The 17,967-nt window shown below is 64.2% G+C and carries 16 protein-coding genes; 6 read left to right on the top strand and 10 right to left on the bottom strand.

Annotated features, from left to right (window positions below; translation table 11 throughout):
* Window positions 1–200 precede the first annotated feature (200 nt).
* Window positions 201–1,685 carry an aldehyde dehydrogenase family protein gene (locus HU230_RS04365; RefSeq protein WP_176532755.1) on the bottom strand — a complete coding sequence of 495 codons (1,485 nt, stop codon included), beginning with the start codon at window positions 1,683–1,685 and terminating at the stop codon, window positions 201–203.
* Window positions 1,686–1,801: 116 nt separating this feature from the next.
* On the opposite strand from HU230_RS04365, the gene HU230_RS04360 reads away from it, so the two are divergent.
* The gene (locus HU230_RS04360; protein WP_176532756.1) at window positions 1,802–2,887 is read left to right on the top strand and encodes a substrate-binding domain-containing protein; all 1,086 of its coding nucleotides are present in this window, start codon (window positions 1,802–1,804) and stop codon (window positions 2,885–2,887) included.
* Between the two features lie 161 nt (window positions 2,888–3,048).
* On the opposite strand, the gene HU230_RS04355 is transcribed toward HU230_RS04360, so the two are convergent.
* The 6 genes from HU230_RS04355 to HU230_RS04330 form a co-directional block, all read right to left on the bottom strand.
* Window positions 3,049–3,951 carry an SMP-30/gluconolactonase/LRE family protein gene (locus HU230_RS04355; protein ID WP_176532757.1) on the bottom strand — a complete coding sequence of 301 codons (903 nt, stop codon included), beginning with the start codon at window positions 3,949–3,951 and terminating at the stop codon, window positions 3,049–3,051.
* Between the two features lie 195 nt (window positions 3,952–4,146).
* On the bottom strand, window positions 4,147–4,572 hold the full coding sequence (locus tag HU230_RS04350; RefSeq protein WP_176532758.1) for a globin family protein: 426 nt from the start codon (window positions 4,570–4,572) through the stop codon (window positions 4,147–4,149).
* 79 nt (window positions 4,573–4,651) lie between these two features.
* Window positions 4,652–5,446 carry an ABC transporter ATP-binding protein gene (locus HU230_RS04345; RefSeq protein ID WP_176532759.1) on the bottom strand — a complete coding sequence of 265 codons (795 nt, stop codon included), beginning with the start codon at window positions 5,444–5,446 and terminating at the stop codon, window positions 4,652–4,654.
* A gap of 10 nt (window positions 5,447–5,456) precedes the next feature.
* Window positions 5,457–6,359, bottom strand: a complete 903-nt coding sequence (ntrB, locus tag HU230_RS04340; RefSeq protein WP_176532760.1) for a nitrate ABC transporter permease — start codon at window positions 6,357–6,359, stop codon at window positions 5,457–5,459.
* Window positions 6,360–6,418: 59 nt separating this feature from the next.
* A complete protein-coding gene (locus HU230_RS04335) occupies window positions 6,419–7,735 on the bottom strand; it encodes a CmpA/NrtA family ABC transporter substrate-binding protein (RefSeq protein WP_176532761.1) in 1,317 nt (438 codons plus the stop codon).
* Between the two features lie 345 nt (window positions 7,736–8,080).
* Window positions 8,081–8,995: a dioxygenase family protein gene (locus HU230_RS04330; RefSeq protein WP_176532762.1), complete on the bottom strand. Its 915-nt coding sequence runs from the start codon at window positions 8,993–8,995 to the stop codon at window positions 8,081–8,083.
* Between the two features lie 155 nt (window positions 8,996–9,150).
* Here HU230_RS04330 and HU230_RS04325 point away from each other — a divergent pair, with 155 nt between their 5' ends.
* The 3 genes from HU230_RS04325 to HU230_RS04315 all read left to right on the top strand — a co-directional run bounded on the left by HU230_RS04325 (window position 9,151) and on the right by HU230_RS04315 (window position 13,480).
* Window positions 9,151–10,425, top strand: coding sequence for a serine hydrolase domain-containing protein (locus tag HU230_RS04325; protein ID WP_176532763.1), 1,275 nt, complete (start codon window positions 9,151–9,153; stop codon window positions 10,423–10,425).
* Between the two features lie 125 nt (window positions 10,426–10,550).
* Complete coding sequence (locus tag HU230_RS04320; protein ID WP_176532764.1) at window positions 10,551–12,059, top strand: sensor histidine kinase; 1,509 nt, start codon at window positions 10,551–10,553, stop codon at window positions 12,057–12,059.
* 101 nt (window positions 12,060–12,160) lie between these two features.
* Window positions 12,161–13,480: a dicarboxylate/amino acid:cation symporter gene (locus HU230_RS04315; protein ID WP_176532765.1), complete on the top strand. Its 1,320-nt coding sequence runs from the start codon at window positions 12,161–12,163 to the stop codon at window positions 13,478–13,480.
* 50 nt (window positions 13,481–13,530) lie between these two features.
* Here the strand turns inward: HU230_RS04315 and HU230_RS04310 are convergent, their stop codons facing one another.
* Window positions 13,531–13,842, bottom strand: a complete 312-nt coding sequence (locus HU230_RS04310) for a hypothetical protein (RefSeq protein WP_143046883.1) — start codon at window positions 13,840–13,842, stop codon at window positions 13,531–13,533.
* A gap of 569 nt (window positions 13,843–14,411) precedes the next feature.
* Here HU230_RS04310 and HU230_RS04305 point away from each other — a divergent pair.
* Window positions 14,412–14,807, top strand: a complete 396-nt coding sequence (locus tag HU230_RS04305; protein ID WP_094194089.1) for a helix-turn-helix domain-containing protein — start codon at window positions 14,412–14,414, stop codon at window positions 14,805–14,807.
* A gap of 438 nt (window positions 14,808–15,245) precedes the next feature.
* Window positions 15,246–15,557 (top strand): hypothetical protein, encoded by a 312-nt coding sequence (locus HU230_RS04300; protein ID WP_176532766.1) that lies wholly within the window; start codon window positions 15,246–15,248, stop codon window positions 15,555–15,557.
* A gap of 40 nt (window positions 15,558–15,597) precedes the next feature.
* On the opposite strand, the gene HU230_RS04295 is transcribed toward HU230_RS04300, so the two are convergent.
* Both HU230_RS04295 and HU230_RS04290 read right to left on the bottom strand, forming a co-directional pair.
* Window positions 15,598–16,680 (bottom strand): isocitrate/isopropylmalate dehydrogenase family protein, encoded by a 1,083-nt coding sequence (locus HU230_RS04295; protein ID WP_176532767.1) that lies wholly within the window; start codon window positions 16,678–16,680, stop codon window positions 15,598–15,600.
* 119 nt (window positions 16,681–16,799) lie between these two features.
* Window positions 16,800–17,870: an alcohol dehydrogenase gene (locus tag HU230_RS04290; RefSeq protein WP_176532768.1), complete on the bottom strand. Its 1,071-nt coding sequence runs from the start codon at window positions 17,868–17,870 to the stop codon at window positions 16,800–16,802.
* Window positions 17,871–17,967 lie beyond the last annotated feature (97 nt).

Here is a 17,967-nt window from a genome sequence, read left to right as displayed (position 1 = left end):
GCCACACGCGAAGGATAGTCGAATAAGGCATCGATGTCTCCCCACCCGTCGTCCCTGCGAAAGCAGGGACTCATAGCCACCGAACGCTGTTGTCGAGAACGCTGTGGCCACAGCGTTCTTCAATTCAAAAACTTGTGGTTATGGGTCCCGGGTCAAACCCGGGACGACATCTGTTTTGTGGTGCTCACTGTGCCAACAATTCAAACGTTGAGATTCATCCACACCGCCTTCGGCTCCGTGAAATTGTCGAGCGCAGCGGTGCCGTGCTCGCGGCCGAGGCCGGAGTCGCGTTCGCCGCCCCATGGCAACCGCACGTCGGTATAGCCATAGGTGTTGATCCACACTGTACCGGCGCGGGCCTTCCTGGCGAAGCGCTGCACGCGGCCCATGTCGGCGCTCCAGACGCCGGCAGCGAGGCTGTAGGCGGTGCCGTTTGCGATGCGCAGCGCATCGGCCTCGTCCTTGAACTTGATCACGCTGACGACGGGACCGAAGATCTCCTCCTGCGAGATCCGCATCACGTGCGCGACATTGGCGAACACCGCGGGGCTGATGAAATAGCCGCGGTCGCCGACGCGCGCGCCGCCGGTGGCGAGTTGCGCGCCCTCGTTCTTGCCGATCTCGACATAGTCGAGGATCGAGCGCATCTGCTTCTCGGAGATGACCGGCCCGAGCGCGGTGGCGCGATCCGCGGGATCGCCGATGCGCAGCGCTTCGGCGCGGGCGACCAGGCGCTCGACCACCTCGTCATAGGCGTTCTCCTGCACCAGCACGCGCGAGCCGGCCGAGCAGACCTGCCCGGCATTGAAGAAGATGCCGGCCGCGGCAGCCTTGGCGGCGGCCTCGAGATTGGCGTCGTCGAAGATCACATTGGCGGACTTGCCGCCGAGCTCGAGGGAGACCCGTTTGAAGTTGCCAGCGGCGCCCTTCATGATGCCGCGGCCGACGCCGGGCGAACCGGTGAACGTCACCTTGTCGACGTCGGGATGATTGACCAGCGCGTCGCCGACGACGCGGCCGGGGCCGGTCACGATGTTGAGCACGCCCTTCGGCAATCCGGCCTCGAGCGCGAGCTCGCCGATCCGCAGCGCCGACAGCGAGGTCAGCTCGGCCGGCTTCATCACCACCGTGCAGCCGCAGGCCAGTGCCGGCGCCAGCTTCCACATGCCGATCATCAGCGGGAAATTCCACGGCACGATCGCGGCGACCACGCCGACCGGCTCGCGCACCGTATAGGTCAGCGCGTCGTCGCGCGTCGAAACCACATCGCCGCTGATCTTGTCGGCCCAGCCGGCGTAGTAGGTCAGCGTGTCGATGGCGGCCGGGAAATCCTGGCGCAGCACCGCCGATATCGGCTTGCCGGCATCGAGGCTTTCCAGGGCTGCGATCCCGTCCGTGTGCTGCTTGAGCAGCTCGGCCCATTTCAAGAGGATATGGCCGCGCTCGGCGGCGCGCATGGTCCGCCACGGGCCTTCGAAGGCGCGGCGTGCAGCGGCGACCGCGCGGTCGACATCCGCCTCATTGCCTTCGGCGATGGTCGCGATCACCTGCTCGGTGGCAGGATTGAGGGACTTGAAGGCCTTTCCGGACAGCGAGCGGACACGGGTACCGTCGATCAGCAACAGCTCGTCCCGGACGGTCGGGGTCTGGCTGAAGTCGCGCTCATAGTCATATGCAACCGACATCATATTTCCTCCTGGGTTATGACTCAACGTAGGAGGCTATGATGCGCAGTAAATATGATATCTTGTGCCTATAGGTATACCAGGATATGAAGTCGACTTCATAGGTGTTGGCCACGATGCTGCAGATCGAGATCGAGACCGTCTGGCGCTTCCGGAAAGGAAGCTCGCCGCAGACCGCGGTCGTGATGCTCGGCATCCTCAACGAGATCAGGAAGACCGGGAAGATCACCAGCGCCGCCAGCGACGCGCATCTGTCCTATCGCCATGTCTGGAACCTGATCGAGCAATGGTCCACCTTCTTCGGCGTGCCGCTGGTGGAGACCCAGCGCGGCAAGGGCTCGAAGCTGACGCCGTTCGGCGAGAAGCTGGTGTGGGCCGGCGAGCGCATGCAGGCGCGACTCGGATTGCAGCTCGAGAACCTCGCGCAGGAACTGGTGACCGAGATCAAACCATTCCTCGCGCAGCGGCCGCAGGTCATCCGGGTTCATGCCAGCCACGGCTTTGCCGTGTCCAAGCTGCGCGAGTTCCTCGATCGCGAAGGCGGCGTGGGCGTCGACCTCCGCTACGTCAGCAACCAGAACTCACTGGTCTCGCTGGCGCAGGGCGCCTGCGATCTCTCCGGCGTGCATCTGCCACACGGCGAACTGCGCGCGCGGGGCATCAAGGCCTGCCGGGAATGGCTCGACCCGCGTGAGGACCGCGTAATCAATTTCGTCACGCGCGAGATGGGCCTGATGGTCAAGCGCGGCAACCCGCTGAAGATCACCTCGCTGAAGGACCTGGTCGAGCGCAAGGCCCGCTTCGTCAACCGCGACCATGATTCCGGCACGCGGCTGCTGTTCGATCAATTGCTGACGCTGCACAAGATCCCACAAAGCCGGATCAATGGCGCCCAGCACATGGAGTTCACCCATGCCGCGGTCGCCGCCTATGTCGCAAGCGGCATGGCGGACGCGAGTTTTGGCGTCGAGGCCGCCGCACGGCAGTTCGGGCTCGATTTCATCCGGCTGCTCACGGAGGACTATTTCTTCGTCTGCAAGCGCGCGTTCCTCGAGACCGAGCCGATGCAGCGCGTGCTCGACATCATGAAGAGCAGCGAGTTTCACAAGGCCGTGGGCGCACTCCCCGGCTATGTCGCCTCGAATACCGGCGCTGTCAGCGGCGTGAAGGATTTTCTCGACAAGATGCATTCCGACCGCTGATCAGCCTGTGCCTTGGCGGCTGGACTCGTCGCGATCCGCCGCGCTATATTTTAATTTATATAGCGAAAAAACTGGACGTTGCCGATGCGACCACCCCGCTCCATCCGCCATGTCGCGTTCGACAGCGCGCTTCGTTCCGGCGCCGGCGCGCGAGCGAGCTGCTATCGGTCCAGCCCGCTGATATCGGCGACCAGCACCGTGCCCGTCACCGATTCCGTGATGTAGAGCCGGTCACGGTTGGCGCCGCCGATCGCGACATTGGTGCAGCTCTGGCCGGCGCAGGACTTGATCCGCGCGATGCACTCGCCGTTTGGAGCGAACACGAAGACGTGGCCGAGCGAGGCGTGCGCGACAAACAGCCGCCCGGCGCCGTCTATCGTCAGACCGTCGGGTCCGCTCGGGCCGAACAGCGTGCAGAAACGGCCGACCTTGGACACGCTGCCGTCCTTCATGAGCGGCGCGCGCCACACCGCATTGTCGCGGGTCATGGCGACGAACAGCACCGCCTCGTGCGGATCGAGCACTAAGCCGTTCGGGCTGATGCCGGTGTCGATCAGGCAGTCGAGCTGCCCGCTGGTTCTCAAGCGATAGACGCGGCCGGTCGGATCGTGCAGCCCGGTCTGGCCCTGGTCGGTGAAGTAGATGTCGCCGTTCGAGGCGATGTGCAGATCGTTGCAGCCGCGGAACGATTCCGAATTGCGCGAGCGCAGCAGCGGCGTGACCTCGCCCGATCTGGCATCGAGCTCCATCAGCCCGTGCCGGTAGTCGGCGATCAGGATGCGGCCCATCGGATCGATCTTCAGCCCGTTCGGCCAGCCGTCATATTCGGCGACCTGCGTCCATGACCTGTCCGGCGCAATCCTGAAGATGCGGCCGAATGGAATATCGACGATGTAGAGATTGCCGGCGGCATCGAACGACGGTCCCTCGATGAAGCAGTCAGTCACCGCGCCCGGCCGGTTGGCGTCGGCCCATTCGCTCACCACCTTGCGGCGGAATTCGGCCGGCACGGCGGAGAAGACTTCGGTCGGGATCAGTTTCGGCGGCGTTTCCAGGAACATCATTATTGGTTCACCCGTTGGCGGAGCGGGTGGACCTTAAATCGTTCTGTACGTCATTGCGAGGAGCGACAGCGACGAAGCAATCCACATCTTGGCGAGCGGAGGTATGGATTGCTTCGCTTCGCTCGCAACGACGGGGATGGATATTCAGTTGCTAGCGGAACTGATTTCGTGCGGCGAGGGCCGACGACGACTGCCCTACTCCGCCGCCTGCGCGCCGCCATAGGCTTCCGAAATCATGTAGCCGGACAGCGTGCCGTAGGCCGCGGTCCATGCGGCGGCGACGTCAGGCGTCCAGGCTTCGCCGAGGCCCTTCTCCAAGGTCCACAGCAATGCGCCGCCGACCACCGGATAATGCTCGGGCCTCGCGCCATAGCCGACATGGCGCTTGGCGAGCGCACTCGCGGCGGGTAGCACTGACGATAGATTGCTCAATCCGTTGACGACGACGGCAAGCGTTCCCATCAGCTTCTTGCGCTGCTCGGTCATGTCAGAAGGAAACATCGCCTTCACGCCGGGCGCGACCTCGAACAGGCGGTCGTAGAAGATGACTGCCGCCTGCTCCGAGATCGGTGCGACCTTGGCGAAGGTCTGCTGGACGAGGTTGACCTGGTCTTCCGTCATGTGTGCCTCCGTGCACGCTGCTTCCTCGCCGCGCCATTGCGGCGAGGCAGAAAAGGCTCTCACGTAAGCGAGGCGCTGCTCATGCCGCCTCGACGAAGCTGTGGCGCTCGTAGAGGAATTCGAGCACGCGCTGCCGGCACTTCAGGTAGCCGGGGTTGGTCGCGAGCTCGAGCCGCTTGCGCGGGCGCGCCAGGGGCACCTCGAGCACCTCACCGATCCGCGCGCTCGGGCCGTTGGTCATCATGACGATGCGGTCCGACAGCAGCACAGCCTCGTCGACGTCGTGGGTGATCATCAGGATGGTGTTGCTGAGCTTCTGATGCAGCGCCATCACCGAATCCTGCAGATGCGCCCGGGTCAGCGCGTCGAGCGCGCCGAACGGCTCGTCGAGCAGCAGCACCTTCGGCTCCATCGCAAGCGCACGCGCGATGCCGACGCGCTGCTTCATGCCGCCGGAAATCTCGCTCGGCCGCTTGTCCTTGGCATGCGCCATCTGCACCAGACTGAGATTGTGCATCACCCAGGCGTCGCGCTCGGCCTTGCTCTTGCTCCTTGCAAACACCTTGTCGACGCCGAGCTTGACGTTCTCGTAGACGGTCAGCCACGGCAGCAGGCTGTGGTTCTGGAATACGACGGCGCGATCCGGCCCCGGCGCGTTGACCTCGCGGTTCTCCAGCAGCACGCCACCATTGGTGGCGCCGGTGAGGCCCGCCACGATGTTGAGCAAAGTCGACTTGCCGCAGCCGGAATGGCCGATGATCGAGACGTATTCGCCCTTCTCGATCGTCAGGTTGATGTCCTTCAGAACCTCGGTGGTGGCGCTGCCGCGAGTGAAGGTCTTGTCGATGTGGTCGAGCTTCAGATAAGCCTGCATGACTTGTCCCTCAGTTCGCAGCCGTGCCGCGGGTCACGATCCTGCCCAGCCCCGCGATCAGGCGGTCGAGCACGAAGCCGATGATGCCGACATAGAACAGCGCCAGGATGATTTCGCTGATGTGCGAGGAATTCCACGCGTCCCAGATGAAGAAGCCAATGCCGACGCCGCCGATCAGCATTTCCGCGGCGACGATCGCGAGCCAGGACAGTCCGATGCCGATGCGCAGGCCGGTGAATATGTAGGGCGCGGCCGCCGGGATCATGATCTTGGTGAAGAACTCCAGCGGATTGAGTTGCACCACGGCAGCGACGTTACAGTAGTCCTGCGGAATGTTGCGGATGCCGACCGCGGTGTTGATGATGATCGGCCACACCGAGGTGATGAAGATGACGAAGATCGCCGAGGGCTGGCCGTCGCGGAATGCGGCGAGCGAGAGCGGCAGCCAGGCGAGCGGCGGGATGGTGCGCAGCACCTGGAACAGCGGATCGAGCCCGCGCATCGCCCAGACCGACTGGCCGACGAGCGTGCCGAGCGCGATGCCCGCGATCGCGGCCAGCGAATAGCCGTAGGCGACGCGCTGCAGGCTGGCGGAGAGGTGCCAGAACAGACCCTTGTCGATGCCGCCATTGTCGAAGAACGGATCGAGGATCAGCTCCCTGGTGTCCTTGAACACTTTGGAAGGCGGCGGCAGGCTGGAGCCGGCGCGCCGGCAGATCAGCTCCCACACCACCAGCAGCAGCGCGACCACGATCAGCGGCGGCACCACACGCGCCGCGGTCTCCTTCGCCATCTTTGCGTAGGTCTCGGCGCGCGGTGCGCGCTTTGGCGTCATGGTGACGACCGGCGCCGCGGCAGCGGCCTGCGGGATCGCCACCGCTGACACTTCGGTCTTCATGGCAGGCATCGACATTGACAGACAATCTCCGTGGTCAAAGGGAGAGCCGCGCGATGCGCGCGGCTCCACTCACATCAGACGTCGACACGCTTGATGGACAGCGACTTCAGGTAAGCGGCGGGATCGACGGGATCGAACACCTTGCCGTCGAAGAAGGTCTCCTTGCCGCGCGAGGTCGAGGCTGGAATCTCCGATGCCGGCACGCCGAGCTCCTTGGCGGCTTCCTTCCAGAGATCCTCGCGGTTGACCTTGGCGATCAGCGCCTTGGTGTCGAAACCCGCCTCGTACTTGCCCCAGCGGATGTCCTCGGTCAGGAACCAGAGGTCGTGGCTCTGATAGGGGTAGGATGCGTTGTCCTTCCAGAACCGCATCTGCTGCGGCGAGTTCTCGACCACCCGGCCGGTGCCGTAGTCGAACTTGCCCTTCATCCGGTCGGTGATGTCCTCGACCGGACAGTTGATCCACTGCCGCTTGGCGCAGATCGCCGCGGTCTCCTCGCGGTTCTCCGCCTTCTCGCACCACTGCTGGGCTTCCATCACCGCCATCAGCAGCGCCTTCGCGGCCTTCGGGTTCTTGTCGACCCAGGCGGCGCGCAGGCCGAACGACTTCTCCGGATGCTTGTCCCAGAGCTCGCCGGTGGTGATCGCGGTGTAGCCGATCTCCTGATGGATCAGCTGCAGATTCCACGGCTCGCAGACGCAGAAGCAATCCATCGTGCCGACCTTCATGTTGGCCACCATCTGCGGCGGCGGCACCACGATGGTCTCGATGTCCTTGTCGGGATCGATGCCGCCGGCGGCGAGCCAGTAGCGGATCCAGAGATCGTGCGTGCCGCCCGGGAAGGTCATCGCGGCCTTCACCGCCTTGCCGGAGGCCTTCTTCTTCTCCAGCGCCGCCTTGAACGGCGTGGTGTCGATGCCGACCTTGAGATCGGCATATTCCTTGGCGACCGAGATGCACTGACCGTTCAGATTGAGCCGCGCCATGACGTACATCGGTGTCGGCTGATTGTTCTGCGTCACCTTGCCGGCCGAGATCAGATACGGCATCGGGGTCAGGATATGCGCGCCGTCGATGCCGTTGCCCTCGGAGCCGAGCACGAGATTGTCGCGCGTGGTGCCCCACGAGGCCTGCTTCTGCACCTCGACATCAGGCATGCCGTATTTGGCGAAGATGCCCTTCTCCTTGGCGACGAACAGCGGCGAGGCATCGGTGAGCGCGATGAAGCCGAGCTTGGCGCCCTTCACTTCCGGACCCGCGCCCTGAGCGAATGCACCAGCGGGGAAATTGAGCTTCGCTGCGGCGAGCAGCGCGGCGGCGCCGCCGGTTGCCTTCAGGAGCTGGCGACGGCTGATCGCGCGGCCTCGGGGCGTGTTGCTGGGCTTGGTCATCGGTCGTCCTTTGCGTCGTTGCGTCACGGTGTTGCGTCTTTGCGTCGAGCACCGTTCATCGGGTGGCGACGCGCGCAGGGCGCAAAAGGGCATGCACCGGGGAGGCCCCGGTCTGGCGGCGTCAGAAATCCGATGGGGTGGCCTCGAGGGACGGCTTCAATGGCGTCGGCACCTGACCATTCAAGCCTTGTGCCAAGCTACCGCAGTGCAAAAATTGATTTTATTGCAATGTTTTGCGCAACTTGCCGCAGCGCGCGCGGAGTCTCTGCGCGCTGCCAAAAAATGCGATTCGCCCAATTATTATGCGCCGCACAAGAATTGAGCAGAGTGTTCTGACAAGAGTGATCAGGCGTCTTCGGCGACCTTGGTGCCGAGCGGCGCGGGCGCCATTCCGCCGCCGGGCTTCACGTGGAATTCGTAGGTCATCAGGCTCCACGGGCGATCCGAGCGCTGGCCGTCGGGCATCACAGGATCAGTGCGCCGCTCGACCTTGGCGACCAGTTCGTCCTTGACGCCGAACACGACATCGGAGTCGATGTACTTGTCGCCTTCGACGAACACATGCGTGATCAGCGGCTCATGGCCCTTGGCGTTGACCAGGAAGTGCACATGCGCCGGCCGCATCGGATGCCGGTTGGTCTGCGTGATCATCTGCCCGACCGGACCATCGGTCGGAATCGGATAGCTGCACGGCACGATGGTGCGGAAGAAGAAGCGGCCGTCGGCATCGGTGATGAAGCGCGCCCGCGAGGACGGGCCTTCGGTGGCATAGCTCGGCTTCTGCGAGTCATAGAACCCGTCGTCGTCAGCGTGCCAGATATCGACCGGCACATTGGCCAGCGGCTTGCCGTCGAGATCGGTGACGCGGCTTTGCACGAACATGCGCTCGCCGGGCAGGCTTGCCGAGATGTCGGTGCCGTGCGGCGTCACCTTGTGCTCGCCGACATAGAACGGGCCGAGCACGGTGGTCTCGGTCGCGCCGTCGCGATCTCTGTGGTTGACCGCATCGACCAGCATCGACACGCCGAGCACGTCGGACAACAGGATGAATTCCTGGCGGATGTCGGTGCACTTCTGACCGGTGCGGGTCAGGAAGCCGATGGCGTGGTCCCATTCCTCGAAGGTGAGATCGGTCTTGCGCACATAATCGTGCAGCGACTTCACCAGTTCCTGCAGCAGGAACTTGGCCCGCGGATCGGGCGTCTGGTCGAAGCTGCGGATGACGGCTGTGGTGAGCTCGGTTTCGTTGAACTGGGTCATCTCGGCGTTTCCCTTGACGTAGTCCCTGGGCCCTTTCGGGCGCGGTTGCAGGACGAGCGTACACCACCGACCCTTTACCGGTAAGCGGCGGCCGATTGCTGCAGCGGACACTTTTCGGCTATCAAGGCTGCCTCGCCAGCCGGAGAAAATGCCCGATGTTAGCTCCCACGCCTGCCTCGCCCGAATCCGCGGGAATGTCGACCGCCGCCCTCAACCGCCTCGAAGCGCATCTGAAGAGCCGCTACATCGATTCCGGCCGCTTTCCCGGCACCCAGGTCCTGATCTACCGCCGCGGCAAGATCGTGCATTCCACCGTCCAGGGCTTTGCCGATCTCGAGCGCAAGGTGCCGGTGAAGGACGACACCATCTTCCGCATCTATTCGATGACCAAGCCGATCACTTCGGTCGCCTTCATGATGCTGGTCGAGGAAGGCAAGGTCGCGCTCGACGAGCCGGTCGCCAAATACGTTCCGGAATGGAAAAACCTCGGCGTGTTCGTCGCCGGCATTGCGCCCGCCTTCCTGACCCACCCACCGAGCCGACCGATGCTGATCGTCGACCTGCTGCGCCACACCTCGGGTCTCACCTACGGCTTCCAGCAGCGCTCCAATGTCGACGCGGCCTATCGCGAAAAGAAGATCGGCGAGGTCGTCAAGGCCGGCACGCTCGACAGCATGATCGAAGACCTGGCGAAGATCCCGCTGGAATTCTCGCCGGGCGAAGCCTGGAATTACTCGGTCTCCACCGACGTGCTCGGCTATCTCGTAGGCAAGATCTCGGGGATGCCGTTCGAGCAGTTCCTGAAGGAGCGGATCTTCAAGCCGCTCGGCATGAACGACACCGACTTCTTCGTGCCGGCCGACAAGGCGCACCGCTTTGCCGCCTGCTATTCCGCCGACCCGCAGGGCGGCTTCAACCCGCTCGCCGCCGAGCGCAAGGGCACGCTGACGCTGCAGGACGATCCGGCCACCAGTTCGTTCCTGTCGCCGCCCTCGCTGGTCTCCGGCGGCGGCGGGCTGTGCTCGACCGCGGCCGACTACCTGACCTTCTGCCGCGCGCTGCTCAACGGCGGTGAGCTCGGCGGCGTTCGGCTGCTCGGCCCGAAGACGTTGAAGCTGATGGCCACCAACCATCTGCCAGGCGGCGGCGACCTGCCGGCGATGTCGCGCTCGATGTTCGCCGAAGCCGCCTATAGCGGCATCGGCTTCGGCCTCGGCTTCGCCGTCACCATGCACCCGGCGCAGACCCTGATCGCGGGCAGCCCTGGGGAATTCAACTGGGGCGGCGCGGCGACGACATCGTTCTTCATCGATCCGGCCGAGGAGCTGATCACGATCTTCATGACCCAGGTGCTGCCGTCGAGCGCCTATCCGCTGCGCCGCGAACTGCGCACCATGGTCTACGCCGCGATCACCGAGAGCAACCTCTGACCAAGGGCCCTTCCGCGGCGCACGGTGTGCGCCGCGGAATCTTTCAAATTGCCGGTCATTTCCTTTGGCGGACTTTTCCCGCTTCCCCTAAGCTCACCGCAAACGGGCGCCGACCCGGGGACATCGTGCCGAAACTGACATTGCCAGTGCGTCTCGCGCTTCTGGTCGCGGGGACGATGTTGCCGCTGATCGTTTTCGCGGTCGGGATCGTCTTCCACAATTACCAGCGGGATCGCCAGGCGGCCACGCAGCGCGTGCTGGAGACGGCGCGCAGCATCCGCCTGCTGCTCGATGCGGAAATGCAGCGCATGACCGGCGGGCTGCAGGTGCTGGCGCTGACCAACTCGCTGCGCAACAGCGACTTCGACAATTTCCGCCGCGTCGCGGCCGGCTTTCTCGACCAGTACGGCAAGGATGGCGTGGTGCTGGTGGCCGACCGCAGGGGACGTCAGGCGTTCTCCTCGCTGACGCCGGACACCGCGAGCCTGCCGCCGCGCAACAATCTCGAGATCGTCGAGAAGGTATTTGCGACGCGGCAGCCGCAATACTCCAACCTGTTCTTCGGCGAGGTGAAGCAGCAACTGATCATCACCGTCGAGGTGCCGGTGATACGCGACGGCGAGGTGCTCTACGACATCTCCTTCAGCCCGCCGATCGAGGTCTTCCAGGCCATGATCGAGCGGCAGCGCCTGAACCAGGACTGGACCATCTCGATCTTCGACGGCGACGGCGTCAACCTCGCCCGCGTGCCGAATCCGCAGGCGACCATCGGGCAGCGCGCCTCGCCAACGTTGTTTGCCGAGATGTTCCGCCGCAGCGAGGCGACACTGCCGACCGTCTCGCTCGAAGGCGTGGCGCTGATCACGGGCTTCACGCAATCACGCGTCACCGGCTGGACCGTCGCCGCCGGGATCGCCGAGAACTCGCTGGTGGCGCCGCTGTGGCGCTCGCTCGCGATCACCAGCGTGATCGGCGGCGTCCTGCTCTTGGTCGGCCTCGGCTTTGCGGTGCGGATGGCGACCACGATCGCGCGCGGCGAGATGCTGCACGACCTTCTGATCGAGGAGCTCAACCACCGCGTCAAGAACACGCTGGCGATCCTGCAATCGATCGCCACGCAGACCTTCCGCAGCGCGAGCCGCGCCGAGCGCGACAAGTTCGAGGGACGGCTCGGCGCACTCGCCGAGGCGCACAACCTGCTCTCGACCGACAAATGGCAGGGCTCCGACCTGCAGGACGTGGTCAGCCGCGTGCTGCGGCCCTATCTGCTGAACGCCTCCGAACGGGTCAGGATGTTCGGACCGCGCGTGCCGCTGTCGCCCCGGCTTGCTTTGGTGCTGTCGATGCTCCTGCACGAGATGGCGACCAACGCCGCCAAATATGGCGCGCTGTCCAACGACACCGGCACGGTGACGCTGGACTGGGAAATCCTCGGGGAGAGCGCCGGACCGAATCTCCGGATGATCTGGACGGAGGCCGGCGGCCCACCGGTCGCGGCGCCGGTGCAGCGCGGCTTCGGCTCCCGGCTGATCGAGCGCAGCGCCCGCGACCAGCTCGGCGGCGAGGCCACGGTGGATTTCCTGCCCCACGGCGTCGTCTACACGGTGACCAGCACCCTCGAAACCGGCGAATGACCGGGTAAGTGGCTCCCAATCCTGCGACATCTTGGCACGCAAGTTGCTAAGATGGGGTGGGATCGGCCGGCAAGAACACCGGCCAGAAACAGGGGGAGTTCATGTCGACCATCGCAGCGGAAGCCACAGTTGCACGCAAGCCGCTCTACACATCGCTGTTCGTGCAGGTGCTCGTTGCGCTGCTGCTCGGCATCATCATCGGCATGGCCGCGCCCGATTTCGCGATCGGGTTGAAGATCTTCAGCGATGCCTTCCTGAAGCTGATCTCGATGATCGTGGCGCCGATCGTGTTCTGCGTGGTGGTGCACGGCATCGCGGGCGCCGGCGACCTCAAGAAGGTCGGACGTGTCGGCGTCAAGGCGCTGGTGTATTTCGAGGCGATGACGACGGTCGCGCTCGTGGTCGGTTTGATCCTGGCCTACCTGTTCGGGCCCGGTCACGGCATGAACATCGATACCTCGACGCTGGACGCCAAGGCGCTCGGCAACTATGCCAGCAACGCACAGAAGCTGAAAGGCGAAGGCATCGGCAGCTTCCTGCTCAACATCATCCCGACCACCTCGTTCGACGCGCTGTCGCGCAACGACGTGCTGCAGGTCCTGTTCTTCGCCATCATCTTCGGCGTCAGCCTGGCGCTGGTCGGCGGCGAGAAGGGCGAGAAAATCACCTCGTTCATCGACGCGGTCTCGACCGTGCTGTTCCGCGCCATGGGCCTGATCGTGCGCTTCGCGCCGATCGGCGTGCTCGGCGCCGTCGCCTACACGGTCGGCAAATACGGCGTCGGCTCGCTGAAGCAGCTGCTGTCGCTGGTGGCGCTGTTCTACGTCTCGGTCGCGATCTTCGTGCTCGGCGTGCTCGGCGGGGTCATGGCGCTGGCCGGCATCAACATCCTCAAGTTCCTCGGCTACCTGCGCGAGGAGCTGATGATCGTGGTCGCCACCGCATCCTCCGACGCGGTGCTGCCGCAGGTGATGCGCAAGCTGGAGCATTTCGGCGTCAAGGATTCGGTGGTCGGCCTCGTGATCCCGACCGGCTATTCGTTCAACCTCGATGCGTTCTCGATCTATCTGACGTTGGCGGTCGTCTTCATCGCGCAGGCGACCAACACGCCGCTGTCGTTCGGCGACCTGCTGCTCGTGCTCGGCGTATCGCTGATCACGTCGAAGGGCGCGCACGGCGTGCCGGGCTCGGCGATCGTCATCCTGGCGGCGACGCTCAATGCGGTGCCGAGCATCCCGGCGATCGGTCTCGTGCTGGTGCTCTCGGTTGACTGGTTCATCGGCATGGCGCGCGCCGTCGGCAATCTGATCGGCAACTGCGTCGCCACCGTCGTGGTCGCGGCTTGGGAAGGTGACCTCGACCGGGACAAGGCCCGGCGCGTGCTCGAAGGCACTGACGCGGTCGACGTCACCGCGGGCTGAGCCGTGCGACACCGGCCGGCGGCGTCCCGCGCATGGCGCGGGGCGCCGGCTTACTTGATGAGCCGCAGATACGGCGGCAACTGCCTGGTCGCCGGTTCCTGCACCGGCTCGTCCGACGCGATCATGTCGCACAGCGCCTTCAACTCGGAATCCGTCACCTTGTGCAGCTCCATCCGAAGCTCGAGGATGGCAAGGGACAACAGCCGCGCCGTCTCCGTGTTCGCCCGGTCAGTCAGAAATGCCTGACATTCTTCCAGGGTTGCCAGCAGCGCCAGCAACCGTTCTTCCGTATTTGCGACCGGCATATCTTCCACTCCCGAAGCCGCGAGGTAGAGTCGAGGTGTTCCCCTCTTCCGCTTCATTTGGCCTCTCCTGCCAGAGTTCGCCGGCTTTCCGTAGGCGCACAATTGTTCCCGATGATTCAGAACTTTTAGGCAATTGTCCAGCAACATTCCGAAAGCCTGACTTGGACTTACGTCAAACTTTTCGTTCTCGCGGCGATTCAGTCAAGCAACCGCAGACCCTCGCCGCGACCTCAGGATGCACTAGCTGGGGTTGCATCCATACTAGGACGCTCGTACAATATTGGCTGCCCGTAGAACTACGGGAGCAGTGCAATGCCGCCCAGTAAGCATGCGCGCAAAATCTGTGTCGATCAAACTCGCGCTAGTTGTGGTTTGGTCAATATTTTGCCAAATGTAGAGGGCGGGGTGTCGACAGACACCTTGGTGCGGTCGACTACAGGTAGTCGACCGATTCGGTACTTGGGTGCTTCCAATCTGCATGTGCGTTTGGATACCATCCCGCGATCTTCTTGGATTTCGTCGTTCAGACGAACTGACGATCCACTCGAGCTTAACGCGGTACATCATGAACGTGTCCCTGACCCGACCGGGCCAGGGATTCTCGATTTGAAGGACGGGTCACAAGAATGAACAGATCAGCAGCAAAGAAGATGAAGCAGCGCAGCGCCGGCAAGCCGGACATTGAGTTGGGCAAGCGGATTCGTCTGCGCCGTGTCGAGCAGAAGATCTCGCAAGCGGAGCTCGGCGACAAGCTGGGCGTCAGCTTCCAGCAGGTTCAGAAGTACGAGAAGGGCGTCAACCGCGTCGGCGCCGCCCGCCTTCAGCAGATCGCGAGCGCGCTGGACGTGCCGGTGACCTTCTTCTACGACGGCGACAACAAGGCCCGCGAAGTCGAGAGCCTGCTGTTCCTCGACAGCGCTTTCAGCCTCCGGTTGTTGCGCGCCTACAGCAAGATCAAGGATCAGACCGTGCAGCGCCAGTTGGTGTCGCTGATGGAATCGATCGCCGCCAACGAAGACTGAACGGCAGCACAGGTACGATCGCGACACCGCGAACGCGATCGACCAGGGCGAGCGGATCGGCAGCGACCGGTCATTGGGATCGCCGCGCGCCGGTCGGGGCCAGGAAGATATCGAGGCGAAGATATCGAAGCGCTGCCATCGGCGATGGCAGCGCTTTTTCTTTGACGGCTGCCGGCTCTCAAGGCTTCGTGATCCAGGCGCCCGACTGCGCATGTGCGCGGCCGTCCCAGTTCAGGCTCCGGCTGCAGCGCATGCGAGCGCGATCCGTCGCCATTCTGTCGCGCGGCCAATTGTCGCCCGCGCACGGAGCGACCTCACAACTCCCGCATTTTCTTCGTTGAACCGGCGTCGCCAGAACCAAGTGCACGTGCCTGTCTTTTTGTCGCAGCAACGAACCGGCCACACGGACGTTTTCAGGCTTCAACCAAGGAGATCTCAATGAATATCAAGCTTGCCGTTATTGGACTGGCCGCGCTCGGAAGCGCAGCGTTGATGTTCGGTGCGGCATCGGCGATGCCGAACGGGCTTCCGCAGGCCAGCCACATCGCAGGCGAAACGTCCAATGTCGACAAGGTGCGCCAGGTCTGCGATCGGTGGGGCCGCTGCTATTGGCAACCGGGCTACGGCTACGGACCGCGCCATCACGGATGGCATCATCGTCCGCACTTCTACCCCCGCCATCATCATCACGGGCACCGTCATCACGGCGGACATCATGGCGGTGGACATCACGGCGGACACCGGCGCTAATCGTCAGCGAGGGGGCTTCGGCCCCCTCACCTTTTTTGTACTAGAGCGCCGCCAGCACGGCCTTCGCGACATCGGCGGTGCCGTTGCTGCCGCCGAACTCGAACGGCTTGATGCCGCCGGCGTAGACCTTGTCGACGGCGCGCTCGATGCTTTCGGCGGCTTCAGCGGCGCTCTCGAGACCGTGCTTGTCGGCGAGCCAGTCCAGCATCATCGCGGCCGACAGGATCATCGCGGTGGGGTTGGCCTTGCCCTGCCCCATGATGTCGGGCGCCGTGCCATGACACGGCTGAAACACCGCGTAGCGGTCACCGATATCGGCCGACGGCGCCATGCCCATGCCGCCGATCAGGCCAGCGGTGAGGTCGGACAGGATGTCGCCGAACATGTTCTCGGTCACCATGACGTCGAAGTCCCAGGGGCGCTTCACCAGCGCAGCCGCAGCCGCGTCGATGTAGAGATGATCAGCCCTGACGCCAGGATGACGCTTCGCGGTCTCGTCGAAGATGCTCCGGAAGAATGCGAATGCCTTGAACACGTTCGCCTTGTCGACGCAGGTCAGCCCGCCGCCGACGCGGCGGCGCGCCTTGCGGCGTTCGGCAAGCCGGAACGAGAACTCGAACAGCCGCTCGGAAGTCCGGCGCGTGATCACCATGGTCTCGCGCGCCTCGCTGTCGGTGACGACGCCCTTGCCCATCGAGGCGAACAGGCCCTCGGTCGATTCCCGGATCACGACGAGGTCGATGCCCTTCTGATCGGCACCGACGATCGTGCTCGGCACGCCCGGGATCAACCGCGCGGGCCGCACGCCGGCATAGAGATCGAAGATCATCCGCAATTCGATCTGCGGCGCGATCTCGGTGTTATCAGGGTAGCGCACCGACGGCAGACCGCAGGCGCCGAGCAGGATCGCATCGGCCTCCTCGCACAGCCGGATCGTGCTCTCCGGCATCGACTTGCCGGTCTCCTTGTAATGGCCAGCGCCGGCCGGCGCCTTGGTGAAGCGGAATTTGAGGCCGGCCGAGGCCTCGATCTTGCGCAGCACTTCGAGCGCCGGCGCCATCACCTCGGGACCGATGCCGTCGCCACCGAGAACCGCGATGTGGAGTGCGTCGTTGGCGGACATAGGACTCCTCAAGACATCTGGAAAAAGAGCCACCTGTCATTGCGAGGAGCGAAGCGACGAAGCAATCCATGTCTCAGCAAGCGGAGGGCTGGATTGCTTCGCTTCGCTCGCAATGACGATTACGGCGTCAGCACGGCGCGGCCCACCAGCTGGCCCTTCTGCAGATTGGTCAGCGCCTCGTTCGCCTTCGCCAGCGGCATCGGCGTGACCGGGATCGCCGGAATCTTCTTGGTCCGCACCAGGTCGAGCAGCTCCTGCGTCTCGCGCAGATTACCGACATAGCTGCCCTGGATGGTGACCGCCTTGATCGGGATCAGCGGCAGCGCCCAGGGTGCGCCACCGCCGAACAGGCCGACCATCACGAGCTTGCCGCCCTTGGTCAGGCAGTCGAAGCCGAGCTGCGCGGTCTGGGCGTTGCCGACCAGGTCGATCGCGGCGCGGATCGGCTGCCCCGCCTTCTTGATGAGCTGCTCCAGCGCGTCGGGCGCCTTGCCGTCAACGGTTGCGAGCGCACCGGCGGCCTCGGCCGCCGCGCGCTTCCTGGCGTCGATATCGACCACGATCGCGCCCTTGCCGCCCATCGCCTTCAACAGCGAGAGCGCCATCAGGCCGAGACCGCCGGCACCGAAGATCACGATTGGCGTGTCGAGATCCTTCTCGACCTTTTTCAGCGCACTGTAGGTCGTGACACCAGAGCAGGCGTAAGGCGCAGCCGTAACCGGATCGAGCCCCTTGAGGTTGAGCAGATATTTCGGATGCGGCACCGTCATGTGATCGGCATAGCCGCCGTCGCAATAGACGCCGAGCGCATTCGGCTTGATCGCGCACATGTTCTCGTCGCCGCCGAGGCAGGTCGGGCATTTGCCGCAGCCGAGCCAGGGATAGGCCAGCGCCACATCGCCGACCTTGAGGCCGCCCTTGTCGGCGTCCTTCACATCCGGCCCGAAGGCGATGATCTCGCCGACCGTCTCATGGCCCATCGTGCGCGGCAGCGAGACGCCGCGGTCCTTCAGTGACAGCGGCTTGCGGCCATGGCCGAGATCATAGCCGCCCTCCCAGATGTGCAGATCGCTGTGGCAGACGCCGGCGGCCTTCACCTTGATCAGCACCTGCGTGCCCGATGGCTGCGGCGTCGACTGATCGACCTCTTTCAAGGGGGCGTTGAAATCGACGACCTGAAAACTCTTCATCGCTGTTCTCCCGAAACTTGTTCTTGAGGCGGACCTTGCCACGCCTGCCCGCCCGGGACAAACCCTCAAGACCCCATTTTCGAGCAAGCCGCCATGC

Source organism: Bradyrhizobium quebecense (genome assembly GCF_013373795.3).
Taxonomy (GTDB): Bacteria; Pseudomonadota; Alphaproteobacteria; order Rhizobiales; family Xanthobacteraceae; genus Bradyrhizobium; species Bradyrhizobium quebecense.
Note: the sequence above shows the minus strand (reverse complement) of the source record. Positions and strands in the feature narration are given on the sequence as shown.

Excerpts from the sequence above, each read along its gene's own strand:
- ntrB (WP_176532760.1), bottom strand. The coding sequence starts at position 6,359 with ATGTCGATGCCTGCCATGAAGACCGAAGTGTCAGCGGTGGCGATCCCG.
- HU230_RS04290 (WP_176532768.1), bottom strand. The coding sequence starts at position 17,870 with ATGAAGAGTTTTCAGGTCGTCGATTTCAACGCCCCCTTGAAAGAGGTC.
- HU230_RS04360 (WP_176532756.1), top strand. The coding sequence starts at position 1,802 with ATGCTGCAGATCGAGATCGAGACCGTCTGGCGCTTCCGGAAAGGAAGC.
- HU230_RS04325 (WP_176532763.1), top strand. The coding sequence starts at position 9,151 with ATGTTAGCTCCCACGCCTGCCTCGCCCGAATCCGCGGGAATGTCGACC.
- HU230_RS04305 (WP_094194089.1), top strand. The coding sequence starts at position 14,412 with ATGAACAGATCAGCAGCAAAGAAGATGAAGCAGCGCAGCGCCGGCAAG.
- HU230_RS04315 (WP_176532765.1), top strand. The coding sequence starts at position 12,161 with ATGTCGACCATCGCAGCGGAAGCCACAGTTGCACGCAAGCCGCTCTAC.
- HU230_RS04350 (WP_176532758.1), bottom strand. The coding sequence starts at position 4,572 with ATGACGGAAGACCAGGTCAACCTCGTCCAGCAGACCTTCGCCAAGGTC.
- HU230_RS04310 (WP_143046883.1), bottom strand. The coding sequence starts at position 13,842 with ATGAAGCGGAAGAGGGGAACACCTCGACTCTACCTCGCGGCTTCGGGA.
- HU230_RS04295 (WP_176532767.1), bottom strand. The coding sequence starts at position 16,680 with ATGTCCGCCAACGACGCACTCCACATCGCGGTTCTCGGTGGCGACGGC.
- HU230_RS04345 (WP_176532759.1), bottom strand. The coding sequence starts at position 5,446 with ATGCAGGCTTATCTGAAGCTCGACCACATCGACAAGACCTTCACTCGC.
- HU230_RS04355 (WP_176532757.1), bottom strand. The coding sequence starts at position 3,951 with ATGATGTTCCTGGAAACGCCGCCGAAACTGATCCCGACCGAAGTCTTC.
- HU230_RS04330 (WP_176532762.1), bottom strand. The coding sequence starts at position 8,995 with ATGACCCAGTTCAACGAAACCGAGCTCACCACAGCCGTCATCCGCAGC.
- HU230_RS04335 (WP_176532761.1), bottom strand. The coding sequence starts at position 7,735 with ATGACCAAGCCCAGCAACACGCCCCGAGGCCGCGCGATCAGCCGTCGC.
- HU230_RS04300 (WP_176532766.1), top strand. The coding sequence starts at position 15,246 with ATGAATATCAAGCTTGCCGTTATTGGACTGGCCGCGCTCGGAAGCGCA.
- HU230_RS04365 (WP_176532755.1), bottom strand. The coding sequence starts at position 1,685 with ATGTCGGTTGCATATGACTATGAGCGCGACTTCAGCCAGACCCCGACC.